The organism is Methylobacterium sp. AC315 (assembly GCF_979253755.1).
In genome coordinates, this window is sequence record NZ_CEEDEA010000014.1 from 52901 (window position 1) to 76807 (window position 23907).

Below are 23907 nucleotides of genomic sequence, written 5' to 3' on the forward strand. Positions count from 1 at the left end.
CCTCTCCAACCCTGTCCGGTCCTCATGCAGCCGGGACCGCTGGAGCGGTTATTGTCGGGAAGGGTCGCGTTCGGCAACCGCCAATAGAAAAGGCCGGCCTCGCTTTCGCGTGACCGGCCCCCGAGATGCGGCCGGGCAATGCCCGGCCGCCAAATCCCAAATCAATTGCGGGTCTTGTCGACCAGCGCCTTCTCGGAGATCCACGGCATCATGGCGCGGAGCTTGGTGCCGACCTCCTCGATCGGGTGGGTGGCGAGCTTGGCGCGGGTCGCCTTGAACGAGGTCTGGTTGACCTTGTTCTCCAGCATCCAGTTGCGGGTGAAGGTGCCCGACTGGATGTCGTTGAGCACGCGCTTCATCTCGGCCTTGGTCTCAGGCGTGACGATGCGCGGGCCGGTGACGTACTCGCCGTACTCGGCCGTGTTGGAGATCGAGTAGTTCATGTTGGCGATGCCGCCCTCGTAGATGAGGTCGACGATCAGCTTCACCTCGTGCAGGCACTCGAAATAGGCCATCTCGGGGGCGTAGCCCGCCTCGACCAGGGTCTCGAAGCCGGCCTTGATCAACTCGACAAGGCCACCGCAGAGCACGGCCTGCTCGCCGAACAGGTCGGTCTCGCACTCTTCCTTGAAGGTGGTCTCGATGATGCCGGCGCGGCCGCCGCCGTTGGCCGAGGCGTAGGACAGGCCGAGATCGTGGGCGTTGCCGGAAGCGTCCTGGGCGATGGCAATCAAGGTCGGCACGCCGCCGCCGCGCAGGTACTCGGAGCGGACGGTGTGGCCGGGGCCCTTCGGGGCGACCATCAGGACGTCGAGGTCCTTGCGCGGCTCGATCAGGTTGAAGTGGACGTTGAGGCCGTGGGCGAACAGGAGGGCGGCGCCCTGCTTCATGTTGCCTTCGAGGGACTCGCGGTAGATGTCGCCCTGCAACTCGTCGGGGGTGAGCATCATCACGACGTCGGCCCACTTGGCGGCCTCGGCGACCGACAGGACCTTGAAGCCCTCGTGCTCGGCCTTCTTGGCCGTGGCGGAGCCCTCGCGCAACGCGATGACGATGTCCTTCACGCCGGAATCGCGCAGGTTGAGCGCGTGGGCGTGGCCCTGGCTGCCGTAGCCGACGATGGCGACCTTCTTGCCCTTGATCAGGTTCAGGTCGGCGTCGCGATCGTAATAAACCCGCATGTCGGTTTCCTCTTCAGGTGCTGGTTTCGGGTGAGGTTAGGCTTTGGCCTGACCGTACAGGGCCAGGAACTGCTCCACGGCGCGCTCCGCATCGCGCCGGATCTCATCTGCATCGAGGTCGAGCGCCTCGCCGAGCAGAAGTCGGATCTGAATATCGCGGCCGACGAGGCCGAAGAAGGTCCGGAACGCCGCCTCGCTGTCGGCGAAAGCGAGGAGCCCGGCGGTGCGCCCGGCCTCCAGCACCGGCTTCACCCGCTCACCGATGGCGAAGCGACCGTTCGCCAGTACGATGCCGCCGAGGTTGCTCTTGCGCGAGCCGGCATGGGCGACGGCGATCCGGTTCAGCGCCACCGAGGTGCGGCTCGCGATCACCGTCAACCAGGAGACCGCGAAGTCCTGAAGATGCTCCCGCAGGGTCGTCCCGTCGAGGGCTTGCACGGCCTCGCGGCCGGCATGGACCCGGGACGCCTGCCACCGCACGGTGGCGGTGAGCAGGCCGTCGCGGTCGCCGAACCATTTGTACAGTGTCTCCTTGGAGCAGCTGGCCCGGCGCGCGACGGCGTCCATGGTGAGTTGGTCCCCGTCCTCGACCATGAGGGCGAGCACGGCATCGAGCACGGCCTGCTGGCGCACGGATGGCGGCTCGTGCGCCTGGGCGCCCGCCTCCATCGTCTCCTGCCGCTCTGCGAGGCTCGACCGCATCGTTCCCAGTACCGTACCGTACGGTACGCTCGATAGAGCGATTCGTCCTACGCCGCAAGGGGCCGGACCACGCTGGATCTACGCTGGCAGGGACAGCCCCTCGCGCCCGAACACCGCCTGCACCGCCGGCCGCTCGGCGACCCGTCGAGCGTGTGCGTGCCATGCCGGAAAGCGCTCTGCCATATCGAACTTGATCGACGACCCGGACGCCCAGACCCAGAACACCATCAGGTAGGCATCGACCACGCCGTAGCGATCGCCCACCGCCCAGCCGCCGTTCGAGAGCCGGACCTCGGTCATGGTGCAGAGGTCGCCGTAGGTGTCCGCAGCCTTGGCACGGATGCCGGCGAAGGCGTCCTCGTCGGCGGTGTAGCGCTCGGGGCGACGGACATGCGCGTAGGCGACGTGGTGGTTGGCGGCGAGCCAGCCCAACCACTCGTCGGCCACGGCCTGCGCGCGCAGGTCGGTCGGCCAAAAGCCCTTCTCGGGCACGGAGCGGGCGACGTGGCGCAGGATCGCGGCGCACTCGGTCAGCACCCAGCCGTCCTCGACCAGAGCTGGCACACGGCCGCGCTCGTTGATCGCGAGGTATTCCGGTGCCCTCTGGTCCCCCGCCGCGAGGTTGAGCTTCACGCCCTCGAACGGCAGCCCTGATTCTTCGAGGATGATGTGGGCGGCCAGTGAGCAGGCGCCGGGGGCGTAGTAGAGGGTGCGGGTTGTCATGCGGGCCCTTTGCGGTCTTGGAATCAATAGCAGGCAACCCGGGATTACCGTCTCGGATCCGCGAACCGGGAGGCCTGCAGGCCGATCAGCGTCGCGACCCGGTGGCGAGCCTCGGCGAGAACCGCAGCGGGTGCCGTGCCAAGGCGTCTCAAGATGCGGGTACGCTGATCGATCGCGCGGACCTGATCCGTCGAAGCCGCGCCCGCACCGACGGAGCCGGGCGGCAGCATGATTTCCGCGGCCAGGGCTCGCTATTGCGCCTGGTGCGCACGGCTCAGCCGCGCGGCGAGATCATCGCCCCAACGGGTGACCTCGGCTTCCATGGCTCCGCATCCCACGAGGACGGCGGAGCATAGCAGATCCGAGCCTTTGGCCCCTACAGCGGCTCCGACCCGCGCCCCATGGCGCTGATGCCGGTGCGGCAGATCTCGACCAGGCCGATCACGCTCATCAGGCGCACGAACCGGTCGATCTCCTCGGTCGCGCCTGTCAGCTCGAACACGAAGGAGTTGAGCGTGGCGTCGAGCGTCTTGGCGCCGAAGGCGGCGGCCAGGCGCAGGGCCTCGCTGCGGTGCTCGCCTTCGCCCTTGACCTTCACGAGGCAGATCTCGCGCTCCAGCGCGTTGCCCTGGAGCGTCAGGTCCACGACCCGGTGGACCGGCACCAGCCGGTCGAGCTGCGCCTTGATCTGCTCGATCACGGCGTTGGTGCCGGCGGTCACGATGGTGATGCGCGAGATGTGGCGCGCCTCCTCGGTCTCGGAAACGGTCAGGCTCTCGATGTTATAGCCGCGGCCGGAGAACATGCCGGAGATGCGGGCGAGCACGCCGGGCTCGTTGTCCACGATCACGGCGAGCGTGTGCCGGTTCACCGGCTCGACGCGGACGGCGTCGGGATAGTGGGTGTTCATCGCGTTCATCGCCGGCTTCGTCCTCGTCCAGTCCTGCTCATGGCGGCGATCCGAGCGCGTCTCGCGCAAGGCAAGCGCGACCGCGCACCGCCGCCCATGCGGCGGGCAGCGGCCCCGAAGGGCCGCCACCCTGAAAACCTCACACCAGCATCTTGCCTTCCTCGGAGATCACGTCGCCGAGTTCGACGCCGGTCTCACCGAGGTAATCGGACAGGAGCATCTCGTTATGCGCCTTGCCCGACGGGATCATCGGGAAGCAGTTCTCGGTCTTGTCGACGATGCAATCGAACAGCACCGGCCCGTCATAGGCCAGCATCTCCGCGATCGCGCCGTCGAGGTCGCCCGGCTTCTCGCAGCGCATGCCCTTGGCGCCGTAGGCCTCCGCCAGCTTGACGAAGTCCGGAAGGCTCTCGGAGTAGCTCTGCGAGTAGCGCGAACCGTGCAGCAGCTCCTGCCACTGCCGGACCATGCCCATGTACTCGTTGTTCAGGATGAACACCTTGACCGGCAGCCGGTACTGAACCGCGGTCGAGAGTTCCTGCATGTTCATCAGGATCGAGGCCTCGCCGGCGATGTCGATCACCAGCCCCTTCGGGTGGGCGAGCTGCGTGCCGATGGCCGCCGGCAGGCCGTACCCCATGGTGCCGAGGCCGCCGCTCGTCATCCAGCGGTTCGGCTCGTCGTACTTGAAGTACTGCGCCGCCCACATCTGATGCTGGCCGACCTCGGTGGTGATGTAGGTCTCGCGATCCTTGCAGGCTTCGTAGAGGCGCTGCACGGCGTATTGCGGCTTGATGATCGTCCCCGACGGCCAGTAGGCGAGGCAGTCCCGCGCCTTCCAAGCGCCGATCTTCTGGAACCACGGGTCGAGGTTGGATTTCTCCGGCCGCGACGGCAGGGCGCGCCAAGCCTCAAGCATGTCGGCCAGCACCGAGGCGCAGTCGCCCACGATCCCGACATCGACCTTGACCACCTTGTTGATCGAGGAGGCGTCGACGTCGATGTGGATCTTCTTGGAGAACGGCGAGAACGCGTCGAGCCGGCCGGTGATCCGGTCATCGAACCGGGCGCCGACGCAGATCATCACGTCGCACTCGTGCATCGCGAGGTTGGCCTCGTAGGTCCCGTGCATGCCGAGCATGCCCAGGAACTTCGGGTCCGTGCCCGGATAGGCGCCGAGCCCCATCAGGGTCGAGGTGACCGGGAAACCGGTCTCGGCAACCAGCTCGCGCAAGAGCCGCGAGGCTTCCGGGCCGGAATTGATCACGCCGCCGCCGGTGTAGAAGACCGGGCGGCGCGCGGTCGCCATCATCTCGACCGCCGCGCGGATCCGGTCGCCGTCGCCCTTGACGGCGGGGCGGTAGGTCTTGTGGCTCGAGATCTCCGGGCGCTCGTAGAGGCCGGAGGCGAACTGGATGTCCTTGGGCAGGTCGACCACGACCGGACCGGGCCGGCCGTTCGCCGCGACGTAGAACGCCTCGTGCAGGATCCGCGGAAGGTCCTCGATCGATTTGACCAGGTAATTGTGCTTCGTGCAGTGGCGCGTGATGCCGACCGTGTCGCACTCCTGGAAGGCGTCGGTGCCGATGAGGTGCGTCGGAACCTGCCCGGTGATGCAGACGAGCGGGATCGAATCGAGCAGCGCGTCGGTGAGGCCGGTGACGATGTTGGTGGCACCGGGCCCCGACGTGACCAGCACGCAGCCGACCTTGCCGGACGAGCGCGCATAGCCCTCGGCCGCGTGCACCGCGCCCTGCTCGTGCCGGACGAGCACGTGCTTCACCGCGTCCTGGTGGAACAGAGCGTCGTAGATCGGAAGTACGGCACCGCCCGGATAGCCGAACAGCGTGTCCACGCCCTGATCCCGGAATGCCCGGATGACCATCTCGGCCCCGGTCATGACCTCGCCGCCCATGCTCTCCTCCTCCGCTCCCCGGATCGTCAACGGCGGTCGTGCGCCGCCGGACGGGCCGGTTCTTCTCGTCCTGCACCTTCGTCACGCGAGGCGGCATCCGCCTCGCTCGAAAGTCCTGTCTCCGTCGGTATCTCGAACGCGTGGATCTCGTTGGTCGTGATGCGTCACCGGGCAGCGGGCAATAAAAAAGGGCCCCTAGGGACCCTGCATGCGCCACCGCTCGGATTGCAGCCCTGGTTTAGGGCCGCCCCGTCGGTGACGCTTCCGCTACAATAAGAACCGCGTTCATCGGATATCCGAGCCTGCCTCGCGGCGATCGATGAATCCAGGATCGGATTCAGGTCAATCGCGCGTGAAGTGTTGGGCCTCATACCGGAGACCTGACAACCGGTCAACGCGTAAGCTGAGGATCGACCGCGCTCAGTGCAGGGGCGGCGGCCGGCGGCGCACCCAGTTGCTCGCCGCGTCGTAGGCCGCGCCGAGCTGGAGGCAGGCGAGCTCGCCGTGGTTCCGGGCGACGATCTGGAGACCGGTCGGCAAACCGGTCTCGCCGAAGCCTGCCGGGACGTCGAGGGCCGGGAGGCCCGAGAGGGTCACCGGGATCACGGTCTGCATCCACCGGTGGTAGGTGTCCATCGTGCGGCCGCCGACCTCCCGGGGCCAGCGCAGGTTCTTGTCGAACGGGAAGACCTGCGCGCTCGGCATGACCAGGTAGTCGTAGCGCTCCATGAAGCGACGCAGGGTCTCGTACCAGCGGGTGCGCGCCTCCAGGGCGGCGACCACCTGGTCGGCGGTGAGCGCCAAGCCGCGTTCGACTTCCCAGACGGCCTCCGGCTTGAGTTGTGCCCGGTGGGCGGGCTCGTCGTAGAACGGCCGGAGCGAGGCCGAGACCGCCAGCGCCCGCAGGGTCAGCCAGTCGCGCCACTGCGCCTCCATGTCGAACCGGGGCGCGACCTCCTCGACCACGCATCCGATCTCCGTGAAGGTGGCAAGAGCGGCGCGGCCGAGTTCGAGCACCCCGGGATCGAACGGGATCTGGCCGTCGAAATCCCCGAGCCAGGCGATCCGCGTTCCGCGGAAATCCCGGGCCAGCGGGCTCGCGAAGGCCGAGGGGTCCTGGCGGATCGTGTTCGGGCAGCGAGGATCGTAGCCGGCCTGGACCGACAGCATCAGGCCGATATCGGCGGGGCTGCGTCCGATCGCACCGAGCACGGACAGGCCCGGGCTGAACACGTCCTTGGTCTCGACCGGGATCCGGCCCCAGCTCGGGCGCAGCCCGAAGCAGTTGTTGAAGGCCGGAGGGTTGCGCAGCGACCCGCCGAAGTCGCTGCCGTCGGCCACCGGTTGCAGCTTGAGCGCAACCGCCACAGCGGCCCCGCCGCTCGACCCGCCGGCGCTCTTCTCCGGGTCGTAGGCATTCCCGGTCACGCCGTAGACCGGGTTGAAGCTGTGCGACCCAAGGCCGAACTCAGGGATGTTGGTCTTGCCGATGAAGATCGCCCCGGCCGCGCGCAGCCGGGCGACCATGATCGTGTCCACCTCGGCAATCCGGCCGGCGAAGATCGGCGAACCTTGAGTGAACGGCAGCCCCCGCACCGCATCGAGATCCTTCACGCCGAGCGGGAAGCCGTGCAGCGGCCCGACGTCCTCGCCGCGCCCGAGGGCGGCATCCCGCGCCTCGGCCTCTCGAACAAGCACCGCGTCGTCCTGAAGCCCGACGATGGCGTTGACCTGCGGATTGAGCCGGTGGATCCGCTCCAGGTACGCGCGCATGACCTCGACGCAGGAGACGACCCGGCCGCGGATGGCAGCCGCGAGATCCACGGCACCGAGCGCCGTGATGCCGTCCTGTCGCTCATCCTGCATGGTCGGGTCTCCGGATCGGTAGGCGGCTTACAGAATGTCGGCGCGAGGGAAAACCGTCTGTCTTCGCCGACATGACCTGTCACCCTCGAGGCGCACGCGCTTCGTGCCGAATCTGTTAGATTCCGCGTCTCTGCGCCTGAAGGGTTGCAAGGACCGTGCGCGCTTCCGTGCTGAGGGGCTGAGACCCATTCAGATCTCGGCTCCCGACGTCCGGACATCGGCGTTCGAAGCCGAGGCGCATCGCCAGTCGCTCTCAGTGGCCGACACCGCAGGCGATGCCGAGGACCAAGCCCGTTCCCGCCGCTACGCCACCACCGCCCAAGGCAGCGTCTCATCCCCGCGGAACACCACCACGGTGGTGGCCTCCACCGCGACCGCCTCGATGGCGCGGCTCTCCCGGCGCTCCAAGGTGACGGTGGCCGCGTTGGGCGCGAGTCCGTGGAAGCGCGCGCCGTTCAGTGACGCGAAGGCCTCGAACCGGTCCAGCGCCCCCTCCTCGTCGAACACCTGCACGTAGGTCTGCAAGGCGGTCGGGCCGCAGAACACGCCGGCGCAGCCACAGGACGCCTCCTTGGCGCCGCGGATATGCGGGGCGGTGTCGGTGCCAAGGAAGAAGCACGCCTCGCCGGAGGTGGCGGCCGCCCGCAGCGCCAGGCGGTGCCGCTCACGCTTGGCCACCGGCAGGCAATAGAGGTGCGGGCGCAGACCGCCCTGGAAGATGTGGGTGCGGTTGATGACGAGGTGGTGCGGCGTGATCGTCGCCGCCACGCGAGTCCGGTTGGCCCGGACCACGTCGAGGATCTCGGCCGTGGTCGCGTGCTCGACGGTGACCTTCAGGCCCTGGTGGCGGGCGAGCAGCGGGATCAGGCTGCCCTCCATGAACGCCGCCTCGCGGTCGAAGATGTCGATCTCCGGATCGGTGGCCTCGCCGTGGATCAGGAGCGGCATGCCGATCCGCTCCATCCGCTCCAGCACGGGCGCGAGCCCGATCAGGTCGGTGACGCCAGCATGGGAGTTCGTCGTCGCGCCGGCCGGGTAGAGCTTGGCGGCGATCCAGACCTTCTCGGCGAAGCCGCGCTCGATCTCGTCCGGGTCGGTGTCGTCCCGCAGGTAGCAGGTCATCAACGGGGTGAAATCGAGGCCGGCGGGCAGCGCGGCCAGGATCCGCTCGCGATAGGCGCGCGCCGCCGCCACCGTGGTCACCGGCGGGACCAAGTTCGGCATGATGATGCCCCGGGCGAACTGGGCCGCCGTGTAGGGCAGCACCGCCTTCAGCATCGCGCCGTCGCGCAGGTGGATGTGCCAGTCGTCCGGCCGGCGGATGGTGATCCGGTCGACCGCCGTGGAAGCGGGCGGCTGCGCGGCGGGGAACAGGTCGGCGACGCTCATCGCGGCGGACTCCTCAGGCCTGCCCGAACGCGGAAATGCCGCCGTGGGCGGCGGACCAGTCGGCCGGCGCGTTCAGGAAGCTCTCGACCTCGGCCAGCGTCTTCGGGTCGAAGGTGCCCATCTCCTTGGCCACCGCCAGCACGTCCCACCACGTGGTGAGGTAGTGCAGCTTGATCCCGATCTCCTGCATCAGCGCGGCGCTGCCGGGGAAGATGTCGTAGTAGAACAGCACGAAGCAGTGATCGACCTGGGCCCCGGCGTCCCGCAGCGCCTGGCAGAAGTTCACCTTGCTGCGCCCGTCGGTGGCGAGATCCTCCACCAGCAGGGTCCGGGCGCCCTCCACAACCTCGCCCTCGATCTGGGCGTTGCGGCCGAAGCCCTTGGGCTTCTTGCGCACGTACTGCATCGGCAGCATCAGCCGGTCGGCGATCCAGGCGGCGAACGGGATGCCGGCGGTCTCGCCACCCGCGATGTGGGTCAGCGTCTCGTAGCCGATCTCGCGCACGATCGTCGAGGCGGCGAAGTCGATCAGTGTCGAGCGCAGGCGCGGGAACGAGATGATCTTGCGGCAATCGATATAGACCGGGCTGGCCCAGCCGGAGGTGAACTTGAACGGCTCGTCCTTGTAGAAATGGACCGCCTGGATCTCGAGGAACATCTTGGCCGCCTCGCGGGCGATCAGCGTCCGGTCGATGGGCAGGAACGACGTGGTCATGCGGCGTGCGCGCTCCGCTGGGGGCACTCTCCGCCGGCGACCGGTCTCGAGTGCGAGGATGGGGAAGGCCTGACCGGTCTCCTCCGCCCTGTCTCCGCCAGCGTCAACCCTGAACCGGCCGCTATCCGCCGCTCAGGCCGTGCCGGCCTGGGCCCGCAGCTGCGCCAGATGCCGGATCGCTAGGGCGTAGCCGTGCGTCCCGAAACCGGCCAGCACGGCTGTCGCGGCGAGCGAGACGTAGGAATGATGGCGAAACGACTCGCGCCGGTGGACGTTCGAGATGTGGCACTCGATCACCGGCACCTCGCAGGTGTTGAGCGCGTCGAGGATCGCCACCGAGGTGTGGGTGTAGGCGCCGGCATTGATCACGATGCCGGCCGAACCGACCCGGAAGGCCTGGATCGCGTCGATCAGCGCGTGCTCTGCGTTGCTCTGACGGAAATCCACCGTGAGCCCGAAGCCGCCGGCGGTCTCGCGGCACAGGGCCTCGACATCGGCCAGCGTCTCGCGCCCGTAGATCTCCGGCTGCCGCTTGCCGAGCAGGTTCAGGTTCGGCCCGTTCAGGACCAGGATGGTGTCGTTCATCGTGTTCCTCGCCGCTCGAATGGCGGCTCGCCTCGACTGCGCCCAGGCCCTGTGACACCCCTTCTCCGATCCACGCCCGCATCCGCGATGTGTGGGCGCAGCGAGCCTCAGGGCGAGGGCGTGGGCCGGCTCGCCCCGTTGTGGCCGCGCGTGGTGCGAGGGTCAAACGAGCCGCCGGGTTCACCCTGTCACCGGCGCCGAGATGTCCCGCCCGGGCGGTTCAGTTTCCCGGTGCGCGACGTTATCCCGGACCGGAACCAGACGGACGATCAGGGAGAAGACGCGATGGCAGGATCCCCGAGCGAGGCGCCCGTGGTGATCGCGGTGGCGATCACCGGCTCGGTGCCGCGCAAGAAGGACAACCCGGCCGTGCCGGTCACCGTGGCCGAGCAGGTGGAATCGACGCAACAGGCCTTCGAGGCCGGCGCGACGCTGGCCCATATCCACGTGCGCAACGACGACGAATCGCCCTCTTCCGACCCCGACAAGTTCGCCGTCGTGCAGGAGGGGCTGCGCAAGCACTGTCCCGGGATGATCGTACAGTTCTCCACCGGCGGGCGCGGGCGCGATCCGGCCGCCCGGGGACTCTCGCTGAAGCACCGTCCCGACATGGCCTCGCTCTCCACCGGCTCGGTGAACTTCCCGACCATCGTGTACGAGAACGGCGCCGGCCTCGTGACCGATCTCGCGAGTCAGATGAAGCAGCACGGGGTGCGGCCGGAGATCGAGATCTTCGACCTGTCGCACCTTCACGGCGCCAGGAGGCTGGTCGAGGCGGGCCTGATCGACGCGCGCCCGCACGTGCAGTTCGTGATGGGCATCCAGAACGCGATGCCGGCCGAGGAGCACCTGCTCGACATCCTGCTCGCCGAGACGCGGCGGATCCTGCCCGAAGCCACCTGGACCGCCGCCGGGATCGGCCGCAACCAGGCGGTCGTGATGGACTGGGCGCTCGCGCGCGGCGCCGACGCGGTCCGCACCGGCCTGGAGGACAACATCCGGGTGACGAAGGACCGGCTGGCGGCGAGCAACGCCGAGTTGGTCGGCCTCGCTGCGGAAGCGGTCCGCCGCCACGGCCGCAACGTCGCCAGCCCCGCCGAGGCGCGGGCCGCGCTCGGCCTGGCCTGAGACCGTCTTCTCACGGGCCGGACGGCGTGCTAACGATCCGCCCGCGCGGGTGTAGCTCAATGGTAGAGCAGCAGCCTTCCAAGCTGAATACCCGGGTTCGATTCCCGGTACCCGCTCCACGCCGTCTCACCGTCGGAAGCCGATGGCAGCGGCAGCATATCGGATTGGTCTGCGCGCCTCCCGGCCGCGAACGCTCTCAAAGATCCATCGCGCGATCACGCCCGCGAACGTGACCGTGGTCGATGGTCCCGCTCGACCGTCGGACCTGTGACGGTGTGAGACCGAAGCGCTTGCGGAACGTGCGGTTGAAGTAGGACAGGTCGCCGAATCCGACATCGAAGGCGATCGCGCTGACCGGACGGGCATCCTCGGCATCCGTCAGGCGCTGCATCGCCCGGTCGAGGCGGCGGGCGAGGACGAAGCCCGAGAAGGTCTCGCCCTCCGCCTGGAACATCGCCTGGACCTGCCGGCTGGAGATCTGCTGGGCCTGCGCCACCGCCTCCAGGCTCAGGTCCGGCCGGCCGAGGCGCTGCTCCACTTCGGCCTTAAGCGCCTGGATCCGCAGGTCTCGCCGGCTCGGGCCGGGCGCGGAGATTGCGACGCCGGGCTCGCGCACGATGTAGGCCAGCAACTGGGCGAGGTGCTCGCGGACGAGGTCCGCGATGCCCGCGGCCCCCACGGGGATCAGGCCCCGCAGAAGGCTCGCGCCGTAGACGGTCAGCGTCTGCAGCCCCGGATGGTCCCGCCCGATCCGCCGGATGTGACCGGTCTCCAGCGCGGCGAGCGGACCGGTCAGACGCTGCCGGTCGATCGCCAGGAGGTCGATCCGGTCGACCCCCAGTGCGTCGAAGACGGCGTCCCGGCTCGTGGCGACCAGCAGCGCGTCCCTGGAGCAGCAGGCGACCGTGCTCCCGCCCTGGGTCACCTGGAGGCGCCCGATCGCAGGCCGCACCAGCAGCAGGCGCTCGCCCGGGCCCTCGTCGCGCCAGGAACGGGACGGCTCGAACACCGAGGCGATGCCGAGGTCCGGAACGATGCGAATCGCCGTCCGGCCCCGGAACGGAAGGGAATCGGGGTCCGCGCGCGACTCCGGGACGACGCCAGCCGCCGCCCCGCGGGTCACGGCCTGCACCGTGGCGCTCATCGCGGTGGCCAAACCGGGTTTCCCGGCGACGTGGCGGCCAAGCAAAGTCGTTTCGTCATCGGGCCCTCCCTCACCCTGCAGCTGCGCAGCAGTCCATACTCTTGCGCGCCCGAGTCCAAGCGGGTTCGAAATCACCATGCTAGAGCCGCCTAGACATGTCGAGACTTTAGGCATCTTCAACCGAACGTGTCGGCGCCCAAAGTCGCGATGATCCTAAATTAGACAAGTTTTAAACTGGCCGGCCGTCGATTTCTGGCGTTCTTTACACGTCGGACCCGGCCCGACGGTCGTGGAAGGCGTTCCGACGCGGAATCGCAGGGGTGGGTCTGACAATCATGCGTACCATTCGTCTCGTCGCGATCCTCGGTGCGGGGACCGCCCTGGCCGGGCCGGCCCGGGCCGAGACCGCCGCACCCGTGGTCGCCCTCGACGAAATCTCCGTGACGGCCACCCGCGCGCCGCGCCGGATCGAGGACGTGCCGCAGAGCGTCCAGGTCGTCGATCGCGACCAGATCCGCCAGCAGCTCGCCCTGACCTCGAGCCCCTCGGCGGTGCTTTCGAAGCTGGTGCCGGGCTTCTCCGTGCCGAACGGCACGATCTCCAGCGCCTCCGAGAGCTTCCGGGGCCGCAACCTCCTGGTGCTGATCGACGGCGTGCCCGTGAACACGCCGCTGCGCGACGTCTCGCGCATCCTCAACCTGATCGACCTTAATTCGGTGGACCGGATCGAGGTGGTGGCCGGCGCCTCCAGCCTCTACAGCGCGGGCGCGACCGGCGGCACCGTCAACTTCATCACCCGGCGCCCGACGGACGGGGCTCCGGTCGTCACCATGAACACGGCGATCCGGACCTTCACGGCCGACCCGGTTCACGGCGTCGCGCCCGAGACCTCGATCAGCGTGACCGGCAAGGTGCCGGACGGCGTCGATTACGCGTTCACCGGCTCCGGTCGGTTCGCCACCCGCACCTTCGACGGAAAGGGCCGGGAATTGCCCTCCGACGGTCAGCTCGGCCAGGGCGGTGCCGACCGCTTCCAGCTCGGTAACATCAACCTGCGGCTCGGATACGACCTCGATCTCACCAAGCGCGTCGAGTTCGGCCTCACTCAGATCCTGCTCAACCAGGATCCGCGCTACCTGACGGATTACAGCGGTTCCTTCGCCCGGCCCGACTACGCGCGAAGCTATATCGGCCTGCCGGTCGCCGAGGATACGCGCTCACTCTATTTGCGCTATACGGATCGGGATACGCCTCTTGGCAGTTTCTCGATCCTCGGTTTCTATAACGACATTAACAAGCGCTTCAATTATTCGCAATTCGCCTATCCAGCAAACCCGTTCGTCACCTACTCGTTCATCCCCACCGCGCCCACCAGCCTGGCCAACCAGACTGCGCTCGCGACCGAGCGCGGCGGCATCAACCTCACCCTCGATACAGACCTGAGCGCCCTCTTGCCCGGGCTGAAGCTGACCTGGGGCTCCGACATAATCTCGGAATCGACCCGACAGCGGGCGCGGGACGGCAGCGACGTGTTCACGCCCCTGCAGCAGAACAGCTACGCCGGCTTCGCCCTGCTCCAGCTGCCCATCGGCGAGCGGCTGACCGTGCGTGCCGGCATGCGCTACGAGCACTTCGACCTCGACGTCGCAGGCTTCACCCGGCCGACGACCTTCGCGGCCAGCGCGGCGCGCAACGCGCTGGGCTACTCGACCTTCGTGCTGCCGGCCCTCAACGTCACCGGCGGCACGTTCTCCTACTCGGCCCCGACCTTCAACGCCGGCGCGACCTTCAACCTGCTGCCGGGCATCGACCTCTACGGCGGCTTCAGCCAGGGCTACGCGCTCGCCGATATCGGTGCGTTCACGCGCCGGGCCGGGCTGTCCCTCGCCTATGCCTGCCCGATCACCCGTCCGTTCTGCCTGCCGGCGGGCACCACCATCGCGTATTCCAGCATCGCCCCGCAGGCGCAGATCGTGAACTCCTACGATTTCGGCGTCCGCGGCCGGAGCGGGATCTTCTCCGGAAGCCTGGGCGGGTTCGTGTCGACCTCCGACGACGGCACGACGTTCGACCCGCTCACCAACAAGCTGAGCCAGCAGAAGGAGATGATCTACGGGGTCGAGTTCACCGGGAACGCGCAGGTCACGGAGCAACTGAATCTTGGCACCGTGCTCGGCTACCGCGAGGGCCGCTACGACACCAACAAGGACGGGCGCCTCGACAGCTACCTGCCGAACAACCGCATCGGCGCCCCCTTCCACGGCACGCTCTCGGGGACCTACCTGTTCGCGAACGGCGTCTCGCTCCGGGTCGAGGGTGAGGGCTTCAGCGGCCGCGACGCCCGCATCGACCTCATCGGCACCCGCTTCCGCTTGAAGGACGCCTTCACGGTGAACGCCGCGGTCGGCGCGCCCCTGGCCGGAGGCGAGCTCTACGCCTCCGTCGACAACCTGTTCGACCGCGCCTACTGGAATCCGACCGCGACCTCGGTGCGCAACCTGACCGTCTTCGGGCTCGGGCGCACCGTCACCGTCGGCTACCGCAGGACCTTCTGAGGGATGGTCGCCCTCGAAGAGACCGACGACCTCCTGGTCCTGCGCTATCTCGGCCCGACCGAGCCGGGCGACGAGACCGCCTACCTCGAGGCCCTGGAGCAGGTGGGCGCACGGACCGAACCGTTCGCCCTGATCCTGCTGCTCGGCGGCGTCGGCAAGCTTTCGGCGGCCTCCGAGAAGGCGCAGGCCCTCTGGTTCAAGCGGACGCGCGCCGACCTCGAGCGGCACTGCCGCGGCCTCGTGATCGTGCGGCCGGGCTTCGAGGAGGCGGGCGCCGATGTGTTCCGCCGGCTCTGGAACTTCCCGATCGCGATCGCCCCGGACGAGCCCGCCGCCCGAGCCTCCGCGCGGGCCTACCTGACATGAGCGCAGCCTCCTCGGCCCCCGCCGCCGTGACCGTTCCGCCCGACGGGCGGCGCGAGCGGTTCTCGCTCTTCGCGGTGCTCGCCGCCCTCTACATGGCGCAGGCGATCCCCTCCTACCTGATCGCCGCCGCACTCCCGCCGATCATGCGCGAGGCCGGCGTGTCCCGGGCGGCGATCGGCTATCTGAGCCTCCTGTTCCTGCCCCTCGTGCTGAAGTTCCTCTGGGCGCCGCTGATCGACCGGGTACGGCCCTTCGCGCGGGCGCACCGGGCGGGGTGGGTGGTGATGACCCAGGTCGGCGTGATCGGCTGCATCCTCGCGATGCTGCCGCTCGGGCCCACCAACGTGCCCGGGATCATCGGCGTCGGCTTCCTCGCCGCGCTGCTGATCGCGACGCAGGACATCGCCACGGACGGCTACGCCGTGAAGCGGCTGCGGCCGGAGGATCGCGCCATCGGCAACGCCATACAGGGCGGCTCGGTCGCCCTCGGGGTTGTGGTCGGCGGGACGCTGAGCCTCGTCCTCTACCATCATGTCGGCTGGACCGGGATGCTGCTGAGCGCGGCGGCCTTCTCCGTGCCGCCGCTGCTGGCCGCCTTCGCCATGCGCGAGGGTGCGCCCGAGACCGGCGCCACCGCGCCACGGCCCTCGATCCGGGCCTTCCTGCGGCGGCCGGAGGTGCACACCATCCTGTGGGTCGCGCTCACCTACCGGGTGAGCGAGGGGCTCGTGAAGGCCATGGAGGGCGCCTACCTGGTCGATGCGGGCGTTCCCCTCGACAAGATCGGCTACCTGTCCGGCGTCTCGGCGATGACCGCGGGGCTCGCCGGCTCCGGCGTCGCGGCGCTGCTGGTCCGCCGCTACGGCACGGCCGCGACCCTCGGGCTGCTGGGCGGGCTGCGGACCGTCTGCTTCGCCCTGTTCACGGCGCACGCCTTCGGGGCCGTGGTCGGCCTGTGGCCGCTGTTCGGCGCGGCGGGGTTCCAGACCCTGATCCGCTACATGGAGATCGTGGCGCTCTACAGCCTGTTCATGGCGGTGTCCTCGGCGGAACAGCCGGGCACGGACTTCACGATCCTCGCCTGCGCTCAGCTCGTGGTCTACCTCGTCGGCTCGCTGATCTCGGGCAAGCTCGCCGACCTCCTCGGCTACGGCGCCCTGTTCGGGCTCGCGATGCTCCTGTCCGGCCTCGCCACGGTGGCGACCGTCCGGCTGCTCGGGACGGGCCGCGCCAGTCAGGCCACCGGATGACGGGGATCGTCCGGGCGCAGCCGCGCGGCGGCAACGATCAGGGCAAGGCCCAAGGCCGCGCAGGTCCAGAACGGCAGCGCGGGCGCGATCCGGAACGCCGCGCCGCCGCACAGGGCTCCAATCCCCTGGCCGAGCACATGGACGCTCGCGAGCCAGCCGGCAGCCGCGGCCTGGGCGTACCCGGGCACCCGGGCGACCAGGGCGGCGGTGTAATGCGGGGTCGCCAGGGCAATGCCGGCGCCCACCACGACCGTCCCGAGCACGGCGACCCAGGCGGCGGGAGCACAGGCGATCACGCCTGCACCCGCGGCGAAGCCCGCAAGCCCGACGCCGAGATTGCTCCGCAGGTTCGGGCCGAGGCGCGGCACCAGGACGAGTTGCGTCAGGATCATCGTCACCGCGACGAGCGCGAAGGTCGCGCCCGCAAGACCCGCAGCGCCCGCCGCGTCGAGGCCGTAGCGCTGCTGCAGGAACAAGCCGAGCACGATCTGGATCTGGCCGAGGCCAAGGGTCAGGGCGAAGCCGATCCCCATGAGCGGCGCGGCCGCGCGCAGAACGCGGCCGCGATGCGCTCCCGCCGGCCTGGCGCCAGGGCTGACGCCCGGGAGGTCGGGCGCCGCCAGCAGGAGCAGCGGGCTCGCCGCCAGAGCCACCAGGGGCACGGCCGTCCCGAACACCCCGACGCCCATCGCCAGCGAGCCGAGGATGCGCCCTGCCGACAGACCGGCACCGAGCCGACCGAGCGCCGCCGGGCGCGCCGTTTCCGCCACCGACCCCAGCACGGCGGCCTGGGCATGCGGCATCACCCCGGCGGCCCCCGCCCCATAGGCGATCCGCGAGGCGACGAGCAGCACCAGGGCTCCAGCGACGGGCAGAGCCGGCACCGTCAGGGCCAGCGCGAACAGGCCGTGGCCGAGCGCCATCAGGGCGGCGAGGGCCGCGAACAGCCGGCGCAGACGCCAACCGATCCCCGCATTCCCCCAGGCCGGCGCGCAGACCAGGAATGCGACCGCCCCGGCGAAGGCGACGCCCCCCATCGCGACCGCGTCGAGCCCGGTGCGCTCGGCCGCCACGGGGACAAGGGCGAGCACGGCCGATTGTCCGAACCCCACCGAGGCTGCGGCGAGGGATAGCCGCCCGGTTGCTCCAGCCCCGGGAGGGCGCGCATCGATCCGAACCATGACACCTCCGTCCGCGCACGGATCTTATTGACTCGATAACCGGCGTGGCAATCGCCAAATCGTATTTTTAAAACAATTCCATAGTATTGATTGCCCATTGCATCTCGTTTTGCTTTTGCATATTGCCAATTTCGCGAGATGAAGAGGGTCGTATGGTCGAAGCCGACATCTCATGTGCCGACGTTGCTTCTCAGGTATCGGCGCGCAGCTTCCTGAACTGCCTGATGCGGGAATGGGCCGGCTGGACTCTGGCGATCGCCGAGCCGCGCGAGGACGATCCGACGCGTCGCACGGTGCGCATTCCGCTGCCGAGCCGGGCTTCAGTGATCGAGATCGCGGTCACCCATGTCTCGTCCGTCGGCCAGCACATGTTCAGGCTGCCGTTTCGCGAGCTGCGCACGGGCGAGCCGCACCGCATCATGGCCTTCGCAGCGTTCGCGGCAGCGGTCGCGAACGAACCGGCCATCGTCGGAACGGCCGCCCCGCAGGCCGCGCCGACCTTCCTGCGACGCCTTTTTCAGAGCCTCGCCACCATCGAGGACATCCTCGTCCGCGCCCCGGCACCGGGCATCTTCCTGAGCCGCGACCCGAGCTTCCGCGAAGCCGAGCGCGCGCTCCGGTTCGGCCATTCCGTGCACCCGACCCCGCGCAGCCGGGACGAGTTCACGCTGGCCGATTCCCGCGCCTTCGCGCCGGAATACGGTCGGGGCTTTCCCTTGCGCTGGTGGTCGGCCGCGCCGGAGGCGGTCGTCCAGGGTTCCTCGCGGGCTATGAGCGCGGCGGACCTCTGCGCGGGCCTCGCCGCGGAGGATCCCGGCTTCGATCCGACGATCCTTGCCGCGTGCGAGGGCCGCGTGCTCCTGCCGGTCCATCCCTGGCAGGCCGCCCGGCTCGCGCTCGATCCCGAGATCGACGCCCTGTTCCGCGCAGGCCGCCTGCGCGACCACGGCCATGCCGGCGGGCCCTGGTACGCGACCACATCGCTGCGCAGCCTCTACGCACCCGGTGCGCGCTTCATGCTCAAGCATTCGCTGAGCCTCAGGCTCACCAACTCGCTGCGCCTCATCAAGAGCGTCGAGTGCGCGCGCGGCCTCGTCGTGGATGGGGTGCTGAACGGCCCGGTCGGCGCCGAGATCGCCGCGCGCTGGCCGTGCTTCCACGTCCTCGGCGAGCCGGCCTATCTCGCGCTGCGTGGCGCCGATGGAGGCGTGCTGCCGCAAACGCTCGTGGCGCTGCGCGATAACCCGTTCCGCGGGGCGGACGAGCGGCCGGCCGCAGTGCTGGCCGCTCTCTGCGAGATCTATCCCGACGGGCGGGGCAGCGGGCTAGCCGACACGATCCTGCGCATCGCCGGCCGCGAGAGCGCAGAGGGAGCCGGCGCGGTCGAGACCGCCGCCCTACGCTGGTTCGAGCGCTTCCTCGCCGTCACGGTTGGGCCGATCCTCGAGATCCAGTGCGCGCTCGGCCTGCTGTTCGGCGCGCACCAGCAGAACCTGGTCCTCGAACTCGCGGATGGCTGGCCGGTCAGAACCTACTTCCGCGACTGCCAAGGTACGGGTTTCGTGCGTGAATTCCTTCCGGCCCTCCGCGAGGCCGCCCCTGGGCTCGACCTCGAGGCCGGGCACCTCCTGACCTCCGCGGAGGCTGCGCGGATCATGGCCTACTACCTCGTGGTCAACAGCGTCTTCGCCGTCATCGGAGCCATCGGCATTGCCGGACTAGCGCCGGAGGACGCCCTCACCGGGGCCATGCGCCGCTTCATCGAAGCGCTCGCCGGGAAGGACCTCCGGGACAAGACCTGCCTGCGCCTGCTGCTCGATGCCCCGGCCCTGGGCAGCAAGGGCAACTTCCAGATCTGCTTCCGCAACCTCAATGAGAACACCGACGTGACCGACCCTCTGGCGAGCTACGTGGACCTTCCGAACCCGCTCGCGGCTCCGTCCGCCCGGGCAGGCGCCAAGCCATGACGGTGCGTGCCCGCATCGAAGCCGCAACCGGGACGGCGCTGAACGGCTGGACCGGGACGAGCCGCCACTGGGCCGCCACCGTCGACGATCTCGTGATCGAAAGCCTGCCGTCCGATGCCGGCACGGCACGGCTGCTCGTATCGCGCGGCGACAACCGGATCGCGGAGGCTGAACTGCGCGACCATGCGGACGAAGCCTTCCTGGCGCTCAACGGCTCGGTCGGCCGTCATCCCGCCGACGCTGCGGTGGTGGCGGCCCTGGTCGAGGCCGCGTTCCAGCGGTGCCCGGAGGCCGGGCGGCTGCGCGTTCCCGGCCTCGGCAACGCGGCGTCCCTGCGCGCCCTGGCGGCGAAGACTGAGGGTGATCCGGCCGCGCCCGACGCGGTCGTGGAGCGAGCGTCCTTCTACCAGCTCCCCCTGCTCTGGCTGACGGCCGGAACGCGGGCGGCCTACCCGCTGATCCGCTCTCAGATCGGGCCGCAGGATCGGCTACCACCGTTGCGACCGCCGCAGCCGAACGGCTCGTTCTACCGGCGCTGGCTGCCGCATCTCGGCACGACCCTGTCGTTTCGCGCCATCGACCGGCGGCACGATCTCGGCCTGTTCCATGGCTGGATGAACCAGAAGCGCGTCGCCTATTACTGGGAGCTCGCGCAGAGCGAGGCGGAGCTGGACCGCTACCTCGCCGACCAGGAGGACGACCCGCACCTGTTCGGGGTGATCGGCAGCTTCGACGACGTGCCGGTCGGCTATTTCGAGTTCTATTGGGCCAAGGAGGATCGGCTCGGGCCCTATTACGACGCCGAGGATTTCGACCGCGGCTGGCACGGGCTGATCGGCAATGTCGCGCACCTGGGAAGGCCGAAGACCCTCGCCTGGTTCAGGGCCATCACGCACTACCTCTTCCTCGACGAGCCCCGTACCGGGCGGATCATGGGCGAGCCGCGGGCCACGCATCGCAAGATGCTGAGCTATTGCGGGGATGCGGCCTACGAGACGCTGAAGGAGTTCGACTTCCCCCACAAGCGCGCGGCCCTGGTCTGCTGCGAGCGCGAGCGCTTCTTCCGCGAGGTTCCCCTGTGAGCGTCGGACCGTTGCCGAGCGGCGCGGCCGTGACGGCGCCGTTCTGGCTCGATCTCAATCGTGCGCTCATCGCGAAGACGATCTCCGAACTGGCGTTCGAGGAGGCGTTCACACCCGAGCCGACGGACCGGGCCGGAACGCAGTGGCTGCTGCGCCTCGACGGCGGGATCGCCTACCGCTTCGCGGCCGAACGCCGGATCTGGGGCAACCTCGCGATCGATCCGGCCAGCCTGTTCCGCATCGCGGGCACCCGGGTGAACCCGGCCGACGACGCGGCCGGGTTCCTGGTGGATGCGAGCCGGACGCTGGAGATCGAGCCCGCCACCCTCTGCGCCTATGCGGCGGAAGTGCTGAGCACCCTCACGGCCGATGCCCGCATCGCGGCGATCGGCCGGGACATGACCGGGCCGGATCTCCTCGCTCTGAGCGACCGGGTCCTGCAGGCCTATCTCGACGGCCACCCGAAGGCCCCCGCCAGCAAGGGGCGGATCGGCTGGGGTCTGGCCGACTACGAGGCCTACGCGCCGGAATTCCAACCCGAGATCCAGTTGTTCTGGGTCGCGGCGGACCGGACCGCCTGCCGCCTCAGCCTGGAACCCGGCCTCGCCGAGGCGGACCTCGTGGCCGACGCCCTCGACGGGCCGGAACGGGCGCGCCTGGCGGCGGCCTGCACCGCACGCGGGGTCGATCCCGCGACCCATCTGCTCGTGCCGGTCCATCCCTGGCAGTGGGACAACAAGATCGCCCTGCATTTCGCAGGCGAGATCGCGGCCGGGCGCCTCGTCCCCCTGGGGACCTTCGGCCGCGGCTACCGGCCCCAGCAATCGCTGCGGACGCTCGCCTGCGCGGATGCAGACGGCCGCCTGGACGTGAAACTGGCGCTCACGATCCTCAACACCTCCGCCTGGCGGGGCGTGCCGGGCAAGTACATGGATATCGGGCCGGCCTTCTCGGGCTGGCTGGCGGACAAGGCCGCGCGCGATCCGGCGCTCGCCGGCACCGTGATCCTGCGGGAACGCGCAGGCGCCTTCTATCCGCACCCCGTCTACGAGCGGATCGCGGATGCGCCCTACCAGTACCGTGAGATGCTGGGCGTGATCTGGCGGGAGGGCATTGCCGGCCGCCTCGGACCCGGCCGATCCGCCCTCATGATGGGCGCGCTGCTGAAGGCGGATGCCGCGGGCCGCCCGCTCGTGTCCAGCCTGATCGCCCGCTCCGGCCTCGCCCCGGAGGCGTGGCTGGAGCGGCTGTTCGATCACGTGGCCGTCCCGCTCCACCACTTCCTCTGCCGCTACGGCGTCGGCTTCATCGCCCACGGCCAGAACGTGACGCTGATCCTGGAGGGCGGCGTGCCCTGTGGCGTCGCCCTGAAGGACTTCCAGGGCGACGCCGATCTCGTGGACCAGGACTTCCCCGAGGCCGCAGACCTGCCGGAAGGCGTGCGCGAGACCCTTCTGCGGCGGCCGGCCGCGCACCTGCTGCAGCACCTGCAGACCGGCCATTTCGCCAGTCTGCTGCGCTTCGTCTCGGATGCGCTTCTGCGCAGCGACGGCCTTCCCGAGGCCGCCTTCTACGGGGCGCTCGCGCGGGTTTTGCGCCGCTACCACGCACGGCACCCCGACCTCGCCGACCGGTTCCGCCAGTTCGAGCTGTTCGCGCCGACCGTGCCGCGGATCTGCATCAACCGCGTCCGGCTCAGCCTCGGCTACGGCGATTCCAATCTGCGACCGGTGCCGCGGCTCGGCAGTCCGCTGATCAACCCGCTCCATCGCGCGGAGGCCTCCATCCCCCGGGAGGCCGGTACCGGGCACGACGACAGGGCAGGCATACAGGCAGGAGCCCGCGCATCATGAGCGACCACCCCCTCGACCTCGCCGGCATCGGAATCGGCCCGTTCAATCTGAGCCTCGCGGCGCAGCTCGACGCGGTCGGCGACCTCGACGCGCAGTTCTTCGACCGCGCGCCGGCCTTCGACTGGCACCCGGGCATGATGCTTCCGGACGTCGCGCTGCAGACGTCCTTCCTCAAGGACCTCGTCACGGCGGTGAACCCGACGAGTCCCTGGAGCTTCCTGGCCTACCTCGTGGCGCAGAAACGCTTCTACGAGTTCCTCAACGCCGAGTTCGAGGCGGTGCCGCGCCGGGAATTCGCGCAGTACCTCGCCTGGGTCGCGGCCCGGCTGCCGAGCCTGAGCTTCGGCACCGCGATCCGTGAGGTCCGCTTCGAAGGACGCGACTTTCGCCTCGACGGCGACCGGGGGACCGTGCGGGCGCGTAACCTGGCCCTCGGCGTCGGGCTTCAGCCGAGCCTTCCCGGCTTCGCGGAGAAGTTCGACCCGTGCGACCACGTCCATAGCTCTCAGGTCGCCTTCGCCCTCGATCGGTTCGCAGGCCGGCGGGTGGCGGTGATCGGCGGCGGGCAGAGCGGCGCCGAGATCGTGCTGAACCTGTTGAACCGGGGATCGGACGCGCCGGCTGCCGTTACCTGGATCAGCCGCCGCCCGAATTTCCAGCCGATCGACGCAACCCCGTTCACGAACGAGCTGTTCACGCCCGGCTACGTCGAGAGCTTCCACACCCTGCCGGATGCCCGCCGCCGCTCCACGGTGGCACGCCAGAAGCTCGCCGGCGACGGCATCTCGGGCGCGACCCTGCAGGCGATCTATCGGCGCCTCTACAACCTGCGGCACCTCGCCGAGGCCCCCCTCGCCACGAGACTGCTGCCGCACCGCACCGTGCTCGATGTCGACCGGGTCGGCGGCTACCGCCTCATCATGCGCAACGGCTTCGACGGAGGCATCGAGGTTGCGCATGCCGATTTCGTCATCCTGGCCACCGGCTACCGATACGCGCTGCCAGCCTGCCTCGATCCGCTGCGGGACCGTCTCGTCCTCGACGCGGACGGCCGGCCCGAGATCGGTTCCGACTTCGCCGCGACTTGGGACGGTCCGGCGGGCCACCGGCTCTTCGTCCTCAACGGCGGCCTCGTGAGCCACGGCATCGCGGAGCCGCAGCTCAGCCTCATGGCCTGGCGCAGCGGTGTCATCGTCAACGCCTTGGCAGGACGCACGATCTTCGAGACCAACCCGCCGTCGCCGCCCCTGGCTTGGTCGACGCCCCACCCCAAGCAGATGTCTCACGAACGCGACGGCCGCCCTTAGAGCTGCTCCCGATCGCGGTGCAATCGGGGACGGCTCTCAGTCCTTCATGCAACGCGCTCGCTTACGCCGCCCCGGGATACGGCGTGGC

The 23907-nt window shown here is 69.4% G+C and carries 20 protein-coding genes, 1 tRNA gene and 1 pseudogene; 11 read left to right on the forward strand and 11 right to left on the reverse strand.

The genetic code is table 11. The features are described 5' to 3' along the window. Positions 1-161: 161 nt before the first annotated feature. From ilvC to AC0IY0_RS20785, 3 genes are all read right to left on the reverse strand, one after another. Entirely contained in the window at positions 162-1181 is a 1020-nt protein-coding gene (ilvC, locus tag AC0IY0_RS20775; protein WP_147854888.1) for a ketol-acid reductoisomerase, read from the reverse strand. A 36-nt stretch (positions 1182-1217) separates the two neighbouring features. Further along, positions 1218-1883 carry a TetR/AcrR family transcriptional regulator gene (locus tag AC0IY0_RS20780; protein ID WP_471765317.1) on the reverse strand — a complete coding sequence of 222 codons (666 nt, stop codon included), beginning with the start codon at positions 1881-1883 and terminating at the stop codon, positions 1218-1220. Positions 1884-1961: 78 nt separating this feature from the next. Further along, the gene (locus AC0IY0_RS20785) at positions 1962-2606 is read right to left on the reverse strand and encodes a glutathione S-transferase family protein (RefSeq protein WP_147907181.1); all 645 of its coding nucleotides are present in this window, start codon (positions 2604-2606) and stop codon (positions 1962-1964) included. A 101-nt stretch (positions 2607-2707) separates the two neighbouring features. On the opposite strand from AC0IY0_RS20785, the gene AC0IY0_RS20790 reads away from it, so the two are divergent. Further along, on the forward strand, positions 2708-2962 hold the full coding sequence (locus AC0IY0_RS20790; protein WP_471765319.1) for a hypothetical protein: 255 nt from the start codon (positions 2708-2710) through the stop codon (positions 2960-2962). A gap of 20 nt (positions 2963-2982) precedes the next feature. On the opposite strand, the gene ilvN is transcribed toward AC0IY0_RS20790, so the two are convergent. The 3 genes from ilvN to AC0IY0_RS20805 form a co-directional block, all read right to left on the reverse strand. Further along, positions 2983-3525, reverse strand: a complete 543-nt coding sequence (ilvN, locus tag AC0IY0_RS20795; protein WP_007561879.1) for an acetolactate synthase small subunit — start codon at positions 3523-3525, stop codon at positions 2983-2985. Between the two features lie 130 nt (positions 3526-3655). After that, a complete protein-coding gene (locus AC0IY0_RS20800; RefSeq protein ID WP_419830819.1) occupies positions 3656-5431 on the reverse strand; it encodes an acetolactate synthase 3 large subunit in 1776 nt (591 codons plus the stop codon). A gap of 420 nt (positions 5432-5851) precedes the next feature. Beyond that, positions 5852-7297: an amidase gene (locus tag AC0IY0_RS20805; protein ID WP_471765322.1), complete on the reverse strand. Its 1446-nt coding sequence runs from the start codon at positions 7295-7297 to the stop codon at positions 5852-5854. A 34-nt stretch (positions 7298-7331) separates the two neighbouring features. Here AC0IY0_RS20805 and AC0IY0_RS20810 point away from each other — a divergent pair. Continuing rightward, positions 7332-7577 (forward strand): annotated as a pseudogene (locus AC0IY0_RS20810) (antitoxin MazE-like protein); the annotation flags it as partial. Positions 7578-7600: 23 nt separating this feature from the next. Here the strand turns inward: AC0IY0_RS20810 and pyrC are convergent. The 3 genes from pyrC to aroQ form a co-directional block, all read right to left on the reverse strand. Continuing rightward, on the reverse strand, positions 7601-8686 hold the full coding sequence (pyrC, locus tag AC0IY0_RS20815) for a dihydroorotase (protein ID WP_471765324.1): 1086 nt from the start codon (positions 8684-8686) through the stop codon (positions 7601-7603). Between the two features lie 13 nt (positions 8687-8699). Further along, positions 8700-9401, reverse strand: coding sequence for an orotate phosphoribosyltransferase (locus tag AC0IY0_RS20820; protein WP_147939770.1), 702 nt, complete (start codon positions 9399-9401; stop codon positions 8700-8702). Positions 9402-9533: 132 nt separating this feature from the next. Next, positions 9534-9986: a type II 3-dehydroquinate dehydratase gene (gene aroQ / locus AC0IY0_RS20825; protein ID WP_471765326.1), complete on the reverse strand. Its 453-nt coding sequence runs from the start codon at positions 9984-9986 to the stop codon at positions 9534-9536. Positions 9987-10271: 285 nt separating this feature from the next. On the opposite strand from aroQ, the gene AC0IY0_RS20830 reads away from it, so the two are divergent. Together AC0IY0_RS20830 and AC0IY0_RS20835 are read left to right on the forward strand one after the other, a co-directional pair. Further along, positions 10272-11114 (forward strand): 3-oxoadipate:acetyl-CoA acetyltransferase, encoded by an 843-nt coding sequence (locus AC0IY0_RS20830; RefSeq protein WP_471765329.1) that lies wholly within the window; start codon positions 10272-10274, stop codon positions 11112-11114. A gap of 45 nt (positions 11115-11159) precedes the next feature. Further along, positions 11160-11233: transfer RNA gene (locus AC0IY0_RS20835), tRNA-Gly, on the forward strand. Positions 11234-11310: 77 nt separating this feature from the next. On the opposite strand, the gene AC0IY0_RS20840 is transcribed toward AC0IY0_RS20835, so the two are convergent. Next, entirely contained in the window at positions 11311-12270 is a 960-nt protein-coding gene (locus AC0IY0_RS20840) for a helix-turn-helix transcriptional regulator (RefSeq protein WP_471765331.1), read from the reverse strand. Between the two features lie 323 nt (positions 12271-12593). On the opposite strand from AC0IY0_RS20840, the gene AC0IY0_RS20845 reads away from it, so the two are divergent. Genes AC0IY0_RS20845 through AC0IY0_RS20855 form a run of 3 tightly spaced genes read left to right on the forward strand, consistent with a single transcriptional unit; the run spans position 12594 to position 16429 of the window. Beyond that, on the forward strand, positions 12594-14813 hold the full coding sequence (locus AC0IY0_RS20845) for a TonB-dependent receptor (protein ID WP_471765332.1): 2220 nt from the start codon (positions 12594-12596) through the stop codon (positions 14811-14813). A gap of 3 nt (positions 14814-14816) precedes the next feature. Then, a complete protein-coding gene (locus AC0IY0_RS20850; protein ID WP_147907171.1) occupies positions 14817-15179 on the forward strand; it encodes a hypothetical protein in 363 nt (120 codons plus the stop codon). Further along, positions 15176-16429 (forward strand): MFS transporter, encoded by a 1254-nt coding sequence (locus AC0IY0_RS20855; protein WP_471765334.1) that lies wholly within the window; start codon positions 15176-15178, stop codon positions 16427-16429. The genes AC0IY0_RS20850 and AC0IY0_RS20855 overlap by 4 nt, the downstream gene beginning before the upstream one ends. Here the strand turns inward: AC0IY0_RS20855 and AC0IY0_RS20860 are convergent. Continuing rightward, a complete protein-coding gene (locus AC0IY0_RS20860; RefSeq protein WP_471765336.1) occupies positions 16414-17610 on the reverse strand; it encodes an MFS transporter in 1197 nt (398 codons plus the stop codon). The genes AC0IY0_RS20855 and AC0IY0_RS20860 overlap by 16 nt on opposite strands. Before the next feature lie 152 nt (positions 17611-17762). On the opposite strand from AC0IY0_RS20860, the gene AC0IY0_RS20865 reads away from it, so the two are divergent. The 4 genes from AC0IY0_RS20865 to AC0IY0_RS20880 are packed head-to-tail and all read left to right on the forward strand — an operon-like array spanning position 17763 to position 23819. Next, positions 17763-19577 (forward strand): IucA/IucC family protein, encoded by a 1815-nt coding sequence (locus tag AC0IY0_RS20865; protein ID WP_471765337.1) that lies wholly within the window; start codon positions 17763-17765, stop codon positions 19575-19577. Further along, positions 19574-20659: a GNAT family N-acetyltransferase gene (locus tag AC0IY0_RS20870; RefSeq protein ID WP_471765339.1), complete on the forward strand. Its 1086-nt coding sequence runs from the start codon at positions 19574-19576 to the stop codon at positions 20657-20659. Before AC0IY0_RS20865 ends, AC0IY0_RS20870 begins: the two co-directional genes overlap by 4 nt. Beyond that, positions 20656-22512 carry an IucA/IucC family protein gene (locus tag AC0IY0_RS20875; RefSeq protein WP_471765341.1) on the forward strand — a complete coding sequence of 619 codons (1857 nt, stop codon included), beginning with the start codon at positions 20656-20658 and terminating at the stop codon, positions 22510-22512. Before AC0IY0_RS20870 ends, AC0IY0_RS20875 begins: the two co-directional genes overlap by 4 nt. Continuing rightward, positions 22509-23819: a lysine N(6)-hydroxylase/L-ornithine N(5)-oxygenase family protein gene (locus AC0IY0_RS20880; RefSeq protein WP_471765343.1), complete on the forward strand. Its 1311-nt coding sequence runs from the start codon at positions 22509-22511 to the stop codon at positions 23817-23819. Before AC0IY0_RS20875 ends, AC0IY0_RS20880 begins: the two co-directional genes overlap by 4 nt. The last annotated feature ends 88 nt before the right edge of the window (positions 23820-23907 follow it).